This is a genomic window from Escherichia whittamii (assembly GCF_014836715.1).
Classification (GTDB): Bacteria; Pseudomonadota; Gammaproteobacteria; order Enterobacterales; family Enterobacteriaceae; genus Escherichia; species Escherichia whittamii.
On record NZ_JACSQI010000001.1, the window covers coordinates 372,232 to 383,927 of the forward strand.

General features: G+C 51.3%; 10 protein-coding genes. 3 read left to right on the forward strand and 7 right to left on the reverse strand.

What is annotated here, in order from left to right; genetic code table 11:
* Nucleotides 1-327: 327 nt before the first annotated feature.
* Nucleotides 328-1,284 (reverse strand): galactofuranose ABC transporter substrate-binding protein YtfQ, encoded by a 957-nt coding sequence (gene ytfQ, locus H9644_RS01670; protein WP_064525873.1) that lies wholly within the window; start codon nucleotides 1,282-1,284, stop codon nucleotides 328-330.
* 308 nt (nucleotides 1,285-1,592) lie between these two features.
* Between ytfQ and ppa the strand changes: the two genes are divergently transcribed.
* On the forward strand, nucleotides 1,593-2,123 hold the full coding sequence (gene ppa, locus H9644_RS01675; RefSeq protein ID WP_064525871.1) for an inorganic diphosphatase: 531 nt from the start codon (nucleotides 1,593-1,595) through the stop codon (nucleotides 2,121-2,123).
* 77 nt (nucleotides 2,124-2,200) lie between these two features.
* Here ppa and chpB read toward each other — a convergent pair whose 3' ends face one another.
* The 5 genes from chpB to tamA all read right to left on the reverse strand — a co-directional run bounded on the left by chpB (nucleotide 2,201) and on the right by tamA (nucleotide 8,857).
* Nucleotides 2,201-2,551 (reverse strand): endoribonuclease toxin ChpB, encoded by a 351-nt coding sequence (chpB, locus tag H9644_RS01680; protein WP_064525869.1) that lies wholly within the window; start codon nucleotides 2,549-2,551, stop codon nucleotides 2,201-2,203.
* Nucleotides 2,545-2,796 carry a type II toxin-antitoxin system antitoxin ChpS gene (gene chpS, locus H9644_RS01685; protein ID WP_064525867.1) on the reverse strand — a complete coding sequence of 84 codons (252 nt, stop codon included), beginning with the start codon at nucleotides 2,794-2,796 and terminating at the stop codon, nucleotides 2,545-2,547. The genes chpB and chpS overlap by 7 nt, the downstream gene beginning before the upstream one ends.
* 207 nt (nucleotides 2,797-3,003) lie before the next feature.
* The gene (locus tag H9644_RS01690; protein WP_064525865.1) at nucleotides 3,004-3,348 is read right to left on the reverse strand and encodes a gamma-glutamylcyclotransferase family protein; all 345 of its coding nucleotides are present in this window, start codon (nucleotides 3,346-3,348) and stop codon (nucleotides 3,004-3,006) included.
* Nucleotides 3,349-3,350: 2 nt separating this feature from the next.
* Complete coding sequence (tamB, locus tag H9644_RS01695; protein WP_191772836.1) at nucleotides 3,351-7,127, reverse strand: autotransporter assembly complex protein TamB; 3,777 nt, start codon at nucleotides 7,125-7,127, stop codon at nucleotides 3,351-3,353.
* Nucleotides 7,124-8,857 (reverse strand): autotransporter assembly complex protein TamA, encoded by a 1,734-nt coding sequence (tamA, locus tag H9644_RS01700; protein WP_191772845.1) that lies wholly within the window; start codon nucleotides 8,855-8,857, stop codon nucleotides 7,124-7,126. Before tamA ends, tamB begins: the two co-directional genes overlap by 4 nt.
* Nucleotides 8,858-9,062: 205 nt before the next feature.
* Here tamA and msrA point away from each other — a divergent pair, with 205 nt between their 5' ends.
* Together msrA and H9644_RS01710 are read left to right on the forward strand one after the other, a co-directional pair.
* A complete protein-coding gene (msrA, locus tag H9644_RS01705) occupies nucleotides 9,063-9,701 on the forward strand; it encodes a peptide-methionine (S)-S-oxide reductase MsrA (protein WP_064525858.1) in 639 nt (212 codons plus the stop codon).
* A 187-nt stretch (nucleotides 9,702-9,888) separates the two neighbouring features.
* A complete protein-coding gene (locus H9644_RS01710) occupies nucleotides 9,889-11,232 on the forward strand; it encodes a hemolysin family protein (protein WP_064525856.1) in 1,344 nt (447 codons plus the stop codon).
* A gap of 60 nt (nucleotides 11,233-11,292) precedes the next feature.
* Here the strand turns inward: H9644_RS01710 and H9644_RS01715 are convergent, their stop codons facing one another.
* A complete protein-coding gene (locus tag H9644_RS01715) occupies nucleotides 11,293-11,499 on the reverse strand; it encodes a DUF1107 domain-containing protein (RefSeq protein ID WP_064525854.1) in 207 nt (68 codons plus the stop codon).
* Between the last annotated feature and the right edge of the window lie 197 nt (nucleotides 11,500-11,696).

An 11,696-nucleotide genomic window follows, 5' to 3' on the forward strand; every position in this document is an offset into this window, starting at 1 on the left:
TCAGCATCGGTTTGTAGGCCTGATAAGACGCGCCAGCGTCGCATCAGGCATCAGCACACAATCGCCGGATGCGGCGTGAACGCCTTATCCGGCCTACACAAATCAGCATCGGTTTGTAGGCCTGATAAGACGCGCCAGCGTCGCATCAGGCATCAGCACACAATCGCCGGATGCGGCGTGAACGCCTTATCCGGCCTACACAAATCAGCATCGGTTTGTAGGCCTGATAAGACGCGCCAGCGTCGCATCAGGCATCAGCACACAATCGCCGGATGCGGCGTAAACGCCTTATCCGGCCCACGAATCGGAATCAGACATTGGTATCCCTCAATACCCCATGTTTTTCTTCTTCTCTAACTCTTCTTTTGCGGTATCAGGCAGGTAAAGGGTGGACTTGGTCAGCGTCAGCTTTTCAGGCATGGTGCCGTCTTTTTTATATTTCTCCAGCGCGTCAAATGCCGGACCGGCCATGTTTGGCGTCAGTTCAACGCTGGCATTCGCTTCGCCATCAATCATTGCTTTATAGATGTCCGGCACGCCGTCGATAGAGCCTGTCAGGATGTCCTTACCCGGTTTCAGACCCGCTTCTTTAATTGCCTGAATCGCGCCAATGACCATGTCGTCGTTATGGGCGTATACCATGCAGATGTTTTTGCCGTTGTTTTCCGCTTTGATAAAGCTCTCCATCACTTCTTTGCCTTTACTACGGGTGAAGTCACCGGACTGTGAGCGGATAATTTTGATATTTGGCGCATTCTTAATGGCTTCGGCAAAGCCTTTCTTACGGTCTATGGCAACGCTGGCCCCAACGGTACCCTGTAACTCAACCACGTTACATGGTTTGCCGTTAACCTCTTTCACCAACCAATCACCAATCAACTTACCTTCAAGAATATTGTCGGCTGTGACGGTGGTCATATAGAGAGATTTGTCTTTCACGTCGATGGAACGGTCAAGCAAAAAGACCGGAATTTCGGCTTCCTTTGCCTCTTTCAAAACGGGTTCCCAACCAGTTGCAACCACCGGGGCGATAAAGATGGCATCTACCCCCTGCGCGACAAAGGAACGTACTGCTTTAATCTGGTTTTCCTGCTTTTGCTGACCATCAGCAATTTTCAGTGTGATACCGCGTTTTTCGGCCTCACTTTTCGCCACATTAGTTTCTGCTGCGCGCCAGCCGGATTCGGAGCCGACCTGCGAAAATCCTACGGTTAAAGGAGCGGCCAACGCCATAGACGACATGGCTGCCGAGACTGCAGAGACTACAAGTAAGCGTTTCCACATAGGGTTGTCCTCGTCGGGGTGATTATTATTGGTGAAAAGATGTTCGCGAAAAAACTATAGACAATTGGTTATGTAACAGATTGCGTTACATCACACTTCAAAAAAGTAAATACATCGTTAATCACAAGTTTGTAATCGCTTTCATATCACTATGAAAAATGCAGCTACGGTTATGGATTTTCCGGCTCTGTGAACCGTCTTAAAACTGGCGAAAAAGGAAAATGAGGGCGAAAACAAGCGAAGACATTCGGCGCGAGTTGGCTATAATACTCGGCACTTGTTTGCCACATATTTTAAAGGAAACAGACATGAGCTTACTCAACGTCCCTGCGGGTAAAGATCTGCCGGAAGACATCTACGTTGTTATCGAAATCCCGGCTAACGCTGATCCGATCAAATACGAAATCGACAAAGAAAGCGGCGCACTGTTCGTTGACCGCTTCATGTCCACCGCGATGTTCTATCCGTGCAACTACGGCTACATCAACCACACCCTGTCTCTGGACGGTGACCCGGTTGACGTACTGGTCCCGACTCCGTACCCGCTGCAGCCAGGTTCTGTGATCCGCTGCCGTCCGGTTGGCGTTCTGAAAATGACCGACGAAGCCGGTGAAGATGCGAAACTGGTTGCTGTTCCGCATACCAAACTGAGCAAAGAATACGATCACATCAAAGACGTTAACGATCTGCCGGAGCTGCTGAAAGCTCAGATCGCTCACTTCTTCGAACACTACAAAGACCTCGAAAAAGGCAAGTGGGTGAAAGTTGAAGGTTGGGAAAACGCTGAAGCCGCTAAAGCTGAAATCGTTGCTTCCTTCGAGCGCGCAAAGAATAAATAAGTTCTTCTAGCGCAAAACCCTGAACGCCGGGCTTCGGTTAGTAGGGGTTTTTTATGCCCGCGATAAATAAACACGCCTTATTCCACCACCGCCTGCAAACGTAATAACGCCTCTTCCACGACCTCGTCCGCAGCCAGACCAATACGCTTTGCCTGACAGGCGCGTAAATCCATCATTCGTACCTGATTCACCAATACCACGCCATACACATCGCCTTCTTCGCAATGCAACGGAACGCTAAATCCGGCATAACGGGCAAAATTTCCGCCCTGGGTAATGGGGGCCACCAACGTCATTCCCAGTTGATTAAAGGCTTGAACGGAGAGCACAAGCGCAGGTCGACCAGCACCTTGCTGTTCATGGCCGCTTGCTGGATCAAAGCCGACCAGCACAATGTCTCCCCGTTCAAATTCACTTTTCTTTACCATATTTCGTTACCCGCAGGGGTGGATTTACCCCAGACATCCTGCTCGCTCAATTCCGGTGCGTTCATGTCGCATTGCGCCAACAGTTCATCAAGCGAGTAGCGTCTGGAGATAGGTGTAAGAATCAGTTGATTGTTGCTCACCTGTGCCTCAACGCTCTGCCCCGGCTGTAAGTTAAGTTCTTTCATTACGATATTGGGAATGACCATACCTGCACTGTTCCCCCATCTTTTTATGGTAATACGCATCTGCACCTCCTCAAGTTATACAAAGTATAACTCACGGTGCTACAGGAAACGTTTTACCCCTGCGCATTTGTGAACGCCAGCAGAGTTTTTTATGCGTTAATAGATATGGAAAGCGGCTCGGAAGGAAAAGCAAAAGGAGGGGAAGTTACAAAAAAGAATGCGTGTCGTCTCGCAAAAACAACGCCACCCGAAGGTGGCGTGTTTATATTATGACTTATCCCTGTCTAACCAGTCGCCGCTTGCAATCAGCTTTAATCCATCGACGGGTCGTTGATATACGTACATCCATGCACTCCCATACGGCGTCTGAATCAACTGGCGCGCGTATTCACCGCCCCTGGTGCGCAAGGCATCAAGTTCGGCCAGCGTGGCGTTGTCAATACGATAAACTTCACCGTGTACCGTTCCGTTCCCCGGAACTGCGCCTGGATAGTGGCCCAGGCTATACAGTTGATAGTTATCGATACTGAAATCGCCCAGCAACTGGGCATTAGTCATCCAGTGGCTGTTGCCTTGTTTGTGACGTAAACTGCCGTAGACAAATATTCGCATCGCTAAAACTCGAACTGATAGAGCAAATCCAGTGCCTGATCTACACCAGACACGGCTTCCAGATATAGCTTTGGCATCAGGCGATAACGTAACGTGAGTGTTGCTATAGAGTCAAATATCCCCACGCCGTATTTCACTTGCAGACCTGGTAGTACATAGCCGCTGACCACCACCTGGGAGGAGTCGCCTACCCCCTCGGTGTCGAGAGCTAAATTACTTACGCCAAATGTCTCGCCGATTTTACCCACAATCTGACCACTTTGTGCAACCCCCAGACCAATCAGCATCGAGGTCATCGCTGCGCTGTCGCTCTGATCGCTCTCCAGCCCTTGTCCACGCAACAAGTAAGACAATGCAGCCTGTTGTGACATCGCCGGGTCAGAGAAGATCTCCGCTTTCGGCTCATCCGCCAGTCCGGTTACGCGAACACCGGCGATCACGTCGTCTTCTGTTGCATCCGGGTTACGAATAGCTTCGATATTGAGATACGGTTGATCCGGTGGACCAGAGAACAGCAACTCGCCCTTACGCACAATCAGATCCTGGCCATAAGCATGGAAGCGCCCTTCAGGGATGTTGATCTGCCCGTTCAGGCCCAGACCTTGTTTGTCCTGTACGACGTTGAGATCGCCCGTCAGCCGTGCTTTCAGGCCAAAGGCATCAATGCGCACGTTGTTGCCGACGTGGACAATCAGGTTGCTGTTAATCGGAATCGACGCAGTTTTCTGCTCTTCCGGTTGCAGATTATCGTTGAGCATCACGACATCGCTGGAAACACCCACCGCACTTTCCGGCAGATCGTGCACCACAATGCGCGCCCACGGTACATCCACGCGACCATCGAGGGTAAACAGGCTTGGTGTCGCTTCGAACACCACGTCAGGCGACACGTCCATTCGCACCATCGGCGGTACGGTTATCCGTACCTTACTGCCTTTCGCCGTTACCCGCGCCCGCCAGTTTTCAATCTGACTCCAGTCAGCATCTCCGTTCAGGTAGATGTCACCCTGCTGCGTCCTCACGGTCCCCGCAAGCGTCGAGCGCATACCGTTAAAATTGACCGCAAGCTGGCTTGGCTGCATATCAAATGGCATAAAGTTGCCGTCGATATCCACGCCCGTGACCTGTAGCTGACCAAACAATTGTGGGCTTTGCACATCACCGCCCAGACGTAGGTTAGCGCTCACCATCCCCGCCGCTTTTTCACCACGCGTAAAGACAGGGTTCACCATCGCGAGGTTAAAGTTACGGATGTTGACGTTGCCGCCAAGATTACGGCGGCCCTGCGGATCGGTCACCTGCACCTGGCCATCAAACTGGCCGTTATTGGTCAGACGGATGGTCCAGCCCAACTCAGCGCGGTTGTTACGCAGCTCTGCCGATAGATTCAGTGTCTGAAACGCCACCGGTAGCGCCGCATCGTTGACGGTTTGCGTCACCTGAACGTTACGCCCAGAAAGGGTGATACTGCCCTGTGGCAGCCCCTCTTTAGTGGTGTCCCAGGCAACGTCCGCTTTACCCGTGAAGATACCGCTTGCCTGGGTCGTTTCCGGCATAAACGGTTTCAGCATTGCAAGGTCGAAGCGGTTGAGATTGACCACCGCACGCCCTTCTGCCCCGGCATCAATGGTTTGCGGCACGCACAGTTCCGCATTCGGGTTAAGCCAACAGTGTGGCCCGATGCTGATTTTTTGCTCCTGATTGCGGTAGTCCAGTGCGATATCGCGCGTCAGCGACCACGGTCCGACCGGCGTCTGGAAGCGCGTATTGCTAAGTGTTCCCTTCCAGCGTTCTTCTTTGCGATCAAAGCTACCCGCCAGGTTCAGTTGACCGGAAACCGGCTCGCCCTGAATCCGCAGTTGCAACTCGTGCTGCTTTTCGCTGCCTTTCGCATTCAGAGTGACAAGGTTGATATTCACATCTGGTTGCGAGATTTGCTCAACGCGCACGTCGAGTTTACCCGCAATCTGATCGGTGGATTTGATGTCGCCTTCCACGCGAACCTGCGACACAGAGAGCTCCTGCCAGCGCAAGCCGCGCGCGGTGATATCCGCCAGCAACTGCGGCGCTTCCACCGTACCGCGAACTTTCACCAGCCCTTTCGCTGTACCGCCAAGCCCTGGCAGCGCGTTATCCAGCCCCGGTGCGTTGATAGTGGCGTCAAGATTGAGATCTTTCACCCCAAGCTCGCCTTTCACTTCGGCACTGTTTGGTCCCAGTTCCAGATGCAGACCCGGGATCATCCACTGCATATAACTGTTGCCCTTCAGCGTTCCCTCAACGTTCACTTTGTTCTGTTTGACGTTGCCGGTCAGCTTCAACTCCGGCACATCCATCTGCCAGGTGCCGCCGTACAGGCTACCGCGCGTTTTGATCAAACCATTAAGTTTCGATGGCCAATCCGGGAACTCTTTCGCCGTATTAATGCCGTTGAACGTCAATTCGCCGCGCCAGCTAATGGCCTGCTGCCAGTCGAGCAGCGCCTTCAGCTCGGTTTTCCCTTCCAGCGCTGCGACGGTGAGTTTGTCGAGATTTACCTGCTGTTCATTACCTTTGGCATCAAGGGTAATGGTCGCTGGCGGGATCTCCTGCCCTTTCACCGCCGTACGCATAGACAGCGTGTAATCGGTCATTTTGCCGGTGAGTTTCAGTTTCAGGTCATCCGCCTGATATTGCTTCTCGCCAGTGAACGGCCAGTAAAGCTGTTTGCTGTTCACTTCCACGTTGAGCGGTAATCCAGCTTCCGCCAGCCGCGTCTGGGCGCGTAAATCCATATCCACCGGACCGGAAAGGTTAACGCCTATCTCCAGTTGTTCGCGCAGCGCACCGCCCACTTTCAGCTTCACTTTTTCACCTTTCAACGGCTCCACGTTCAGCGTGCTGTTGAGAGTGATATCCACCGGCCAGTTGTTGGACAGTTGTGCCGTACCGCTGGCATTGACGATCCCCTGGTTAGAATCAATATCCAGTGCATCCAGTTTGGTATTGCCGTCAATGCTGCTCACTTTCAGCAACATGGTGCTCACGGTAATATCCGTATCGCCTGTCACGCGCAGTTGCTCGCCTTTAAACTCTTCAATGTTCAGGTTGAGCGGCAAATGCACGTCGGTCATTTCCGGCAACACCGGGCGAGAAAAGAGATCTTTCAGCGTTTCGCCGAGTGGTTTTTCATCAGGCTGCGGATTTTCAATCTTCGGTTCGACCACTTCTTCCTGCGCCACGTCCGCCACTTTCGGCAAGGCAATCAGCAAACCTTTCAGCAACGTCGGTTTCAGGGTCAGGGTTTTCTCCTGCCAGTTCAGGCCGGAAGCGAAGTCCAATACCGACACAGTAGTGTCATCAATCTTGATGTTGACGTTATCCAGCGCCACGCGCGTCAGGGTGATGGGATACGGCGTGGAGAGATCCAGCGGCCCATTGTCCTCTTCTTCTACCTGTTCAGAAGGGGGCATTTTTTTACTGTCGATATTGACCTGAATGTCTTTCAACGCCAGATCGTTGATGCAAACGCTGCTGTTCCACAGACAATCCAGCCCAACAGCCAGGTGTAGATTGCCCGCTTTTACCGCCACGCCTGGCTGCTCATAACGAACGTCAGACAGGGTAAGATCGCGCCAGCCGCCAGTGACCTTGCCAATGTCCAGCCCTGGCACCCAGCGGTCCGCCGCTTTAAATACCAGATGCAGGCCGCTGGTGGTGCCAACCAGAAATGCCACCGAGCCCAGCAGTAGCAAGATGACGATAACCGCGCCGAGGCTGATTTTTTTCCATAAACTCATAATTCTGGCCCCAGACCGATGTAAAACTGTAACCCATGCTCGTCTTTATCCCCGACCGGTACGGCGAAATCGAGCTTGATCGGCCCGACCGGAGATTCCCAGCGCACGCCGACCCCGGTGCCGGTTTTGAAGTCACTGCGGCGGATATCACTCACCGCTTCACCGCTATCAACAAACACCGCGCCCCACCATTTTCCGGTCACGTTGTACTGGTACTCCAGTGACCCGGTTATCAGTTTTGATGCCCCTTTCAGGTCACCATTGTCATATTTCGGCGCAATAGATTTGTATTTATAGCCGCGAATACTGCGGTCGCCCCCGGCGAAGAAACGCAGATCCGGCGGTACTTTGTCGAAGTCACCGGTTTCAATCCAGCCCAGCGTGCCGCGCGTAACAAAGCGATGGCGATCGTACAGTGTGCGGATCCAGACGTTCTGCGCCTGGAAAACGGAGAAATCGACATCCGATCCCCAGGCCGTGTTGGAATAGTCGATAGAGTAACGTTGCGAGTCGCCCCAGGTCGGCATCAGGCCGCCACGTGATCGCGTCCGGCTAATCATCACACCTGGATAAAACAGCATTGTGGTGTTAGTAATTTCACCCTGAGTAAAGTGGTCGAGACTCCAACGCAGGTTAATAGCGCGCTGCCAGCCGCTGGAGAGATCCCAGTACCGGGAAGCGACCAGAGTAGTGGAATCCGATTCGGTATCGTTCAGGTCAGTACGCTTAAAGCCACCCTGCACCAGATAATATTGCTCCAGCGGGTTTTTCAGCAGCGGCATTTTATAGCTGAAGTCGAGGGTTTGTTCTGGCGCAGAAATACTGGTACTGGTGGTCAGGCTGTGGCCATACGAGTTCATCCACGGCTTTTTCCACGTTGCTTTAACGCGTGGCCCAACGTCCGTTGAGTACCCCACACCTGTTTCAATGGTGTTTTCCGTGCGTGGCGAAACGCCCCCCGTCAGCGGCAATACTTTTGTTTCTCGCGCTTTATCAAATTGCGGCGCCACCACCACCGAATTAAACCAGCCGGTGGCGGAAAGGCGACGGTTTAGTTCCGCCAGATCTTTTGACTCGTATTCATCGCCTTCTTTGAACGGTACCAGGTTTTGCAGGTACTCGTCGCGAATTTGCGAACCTTCAAAAGTGACATGCCCAAAGCGGTAACGTTCGCCACTGTTGTAATCAATATCCCAGTAAGCTTTATGCAGGCCGAGCGCAATGCCTAACTGGGCTTTGGTAAATTCGCTATCGAAATAGCCTTTACGCAGCGCAATACTGGTTAAGGACTTTTTGAAATTTTCATAATCGCCCTGGTTTAGCACCGTACCTATAGCCGGACGAGTATCCAGCAACTTCAAATAGTCTTTATCGGTTCGCGCACCGCCGCGCAAGACGACATCGGTGCCGCCAATCAACACGGGTACACCCGGTGTAACTTTAGCAACCAGCACCTGCCGTCCTTTCTTTGGCGGTGGCTGGAGATCAAATTCAATTGTTGGCTGGTAATAGCCCAGTGCTTTTAGACCTTCCCGGATGGCATCATCAACACGTGCGCGAAAGCGCCGGTCTGGCGTTACTTCATCACTTTGAATCGTAGAAAGCTGTGCACGAACGTTTTTTTCCAGCTGTCCCGATAACCCTTCCACCTGTAGACGGACATTCGCGGCGATGGCAGAACCACTAAAGCAGAGTAAGCTTACACAGCATAACTGTCGGATATAGCGCACATTTTCTCCTGAATATCCTTTATTCCTGCCCCTGGAACTCCGTTAAACGGCTTAACAATAATCCAGCAATATGGATTAAAAAGCAGACTAAACCCAAAATATTACTTATGTTTTACTTTAGACCCATTCACGGTGGTTATTGTGTGCAAATACGTCTCTTGTTACAACCTAAACCCCTATGACCGATTTTCGGGAGAGCGACACCATGAGTTTATTTGATAAAAAGCATCTGGTTTCCCCCGCCGATGCCCTTCCTGGACGTAATACCCCGATGCCCGTAGCTACGCTGCATGCGGTCAATGGTCACTCAATGACAAATGTGCCTGACGGAATGGAGATCGCCATTTTTGCGATGGGCTGTTTCTGGGGCGTTGAACGCCTTTTCTGGCAACTTCCCGGTGTTTACAGTACTGCCGCAGGCTACACCGGCGGTTACACGCCAAACCCGACTTATCGGGAAGTGTGTTCCGGTGATACTGGCCACGCCGAAGCGGTGCGCGTGGTTTACGATCCGTCGGTAATCAGCTATGAACAACTGTTGCAGGTTTTCTGGGAAAACCACGATCCGGCACAAGGGATGCGTCAAGGTAATGATCACGGCACACAGTACCGTTCCGCGATATACCCGCTGACGCCAGAACAGGATGCCGCCGCCCGCGCCAGTCTGGAACGTTTTCAGGCCGCAATGCTCACCGCCGATGACGATCGCCAGATAACCACCGAGATTGCTAACGCCACACCGTTCTATTATGCCGAAGATGACCACCAACAGTATCTACATAAAAACCCTTATGGCTACTGCGGAATTGGCGGAATAGGCGTTTGTCTGCCGCCTGAAGTGTAGTATTAAAAGGTAGAGCCAAAGTGAAATGAGACAAAAATTTAACCCTCTGGCGACTTTACAGTGCCTTACGCTATACTAGCCACTGAAAATGCCGGTTCACTCTCTTCGAATCGGCTTTCAATGTGTATTTCACACAAATTAATCAACTTCCCCTTCCGAGGATCTGACCTGAACGGTTAGATAAGATATGTTAAACAGTATTTTAGTCATACTCTGCTTGATCGCTGTAAGTGCGTTCTTCTCGATGTCCGAGATCTCGCTTGCCGCTTCACGCAAAATCAAACTTAAACTGCTGGCTGATGAAGGCAATATCAATGCCCAACGCGTTCTGAATATGCAGGAAAATCCCGGCATGTTCTTTACCGTGGTGCAAATTGGTCTGAACGCGGTGGCGATTCTCGGCGGTATCGTCGGTGATGCAGCGTTCTCCCCGGCTTTTAACAGCCTGTTCTCCCGCTATATGTCGGCAGAACTCTCTGAGCAACTGAGCTTTATTCTCTCTTTCTCGTTAGTGACTGGCATGTTTATCCTGTTTGCGGATTTAACCCCGAAACGCATCGGTATGATTGCGCCAGAAGCTGTGGCTTTGCGTATCATCAACCCGATGCGCTTCTGCCTGTATGTTTGCACCCCGTTGGTGTGGTTCTTCAACGGCCTGGCAAATATGATTTTCCGCCTCTTTAAACTGCCGATGGTGCGCAAGGATGACATCACTTCCGATGATATTTACGCGGTAGTAGAAGCAGGGGCGCTGGCGGGAGTATTACGTAAACAAGAGCATGAACTGATTGAAAACGTGTTCGAGCTTGAATCCCGTACTGTCCCGTCTTCTATGACTCCGCGTGAAAACGTCATCTGGTTCGATCTCCACGAAGACGAGCAAAGTCTGAAGAATAAAGTGGCGGAACATCCGCACTCAAAATTCCTCGTTTGTACTGAAGATATCGACCACATCATCGGCTATGTGGATTCGAAAGATCTGCTTAACCGCGTCCTGGCCAATCAAAGCCTGGCGCTGAACAGTGGCGTACAAATTCGCAACACGCTGATCGTGCCAGATACGCTGACCCTTTCTGAGGCGCTGGAAAGTTTTAAAACTGCGGGTGAAGACTTTGCAGTAATCATGAATGAATACGCGCTGGTTGTAGGGATCATCACCCTCAACGACGTGATGACCACACTGATGGGCGATCTGGTTGGTCAGGGTCTGGAAGAGCAGATTGTGGCGCGTGATGAGAACTCATGGTTAATCGATGGTGGAACACCGATTGATGACGTGATGCGTGTACTGGATATTGACGAGTTCCCGCAGTCAGGCAATTACGAAACCATTGGCGGCTTTATGATGTTTATGTTGCGTAAGATCCCCAAACGCACTGATTCGGTGAAGTTCTCCGGCTACAAATTTGAAGTGGTGGATATTGATAACTACCGTATCGACCAGTTACTGGTAACGCGGATCGATAGCAAAGCCACCATCCTTTCACCAAAGTTATCTGACACTAAAGATAAAGAAGAAAGCGTCGCATAACCTCGGAAACATCAACGGCTCCTGAATCAGGAGCCGTCTTATTACTGCATAGCACTTTGGTTAAGCCATATCTGTTTGCAGACGCATAACCTGACGGTTAACTTCGGACATCACTGACAAATGCAGTTTATCCTTCACTTTTGGGATAAGAATCTTACCCTTATCAAATTCAAAAGCGCCAACGTCCTTGATGTATAACCGTCCACGGAACAGGATCTTCACGTACTTCGCCACTTGCAGTGGGTTGTACCGTTGGAAAATTTTCATTGTTGTCTCCTGCTGAGTATTACGCCTTTGCGGTACCACAATCGGTCCAACTATTATGAGGCGCAAATTTTAATGCCTAATGACTATAGACTACTGCGGTAATGTTTCCAGTCTGTATGAGTTTTTTTACCGTAACGTTACAATTATTCAGAATTATCTTTTCGCATAATCAGAATCTTTAGTATAAGCATTCATTT

Bases quoted from the DNA above. Each gene is read 5' to 3' on its own strand.
- ytfQ (WP_064525873.1), bottom strand. From the start codon at position 1,284: ATGTGGAAACGCTTACTTGTAGTCTCTGCAGTCTCGGCAGCCATGTCG.
- ppa (WP_064525871.1), top strand. From the start codon at position 1,593: ATGAGCTTACTCAACGTCCCTGCGGGTAAAGATCTGCCGGAAGACATC.
- chpB (WP_064525869.1), bottom strand. From the start codon at position 2,551: ATGGTAAAGAAAAGTGAATTTGAACGGGGAGACATTGTGCTGGTCGGC.
- chpS (WP_064525867.1), bottom strand. From the start codon at position 2,796: ATGCGTATTACCATAAAAAGATGGGGGAACAGTGCAGGTATGGTCATT.
- H9644_RS01690 (WP_064525865.1), bottom strand. From the start codon at position 3,348: ATGCGAATATTTGTCTACGGCAGTTTACGTCACAAACAAGGCAACAGC.
- tamB (WP_191772836.1), bottom strand. From the start codon at position 7,127: ATGAGTTTATGGAAAAAAATCAGCCTCGGCGCGGTTATCGTCATCTTG.
- msrA (WP_064525858.1), top strand. From the start codon at position 9,063: ATGAGTTTATTTGATAAAAAGCATCTGGTTTCCCCCGCCGATGCCCTT.
- H9644_RS01710 (WP_064525856.1), top strand. From the start codon at position 9,889: ATGTTAAACAGTATTTTAGTCATACTCTGCTTGATCGCTGTAAGTGCG.
- H9644_RS01715 (WP_064525854.1), bottom strand. From the start codon at position 11,499: ATGAAAATTTTCCAACGGTACAACCCACTGCAAGTGGCGAAGTACGTG.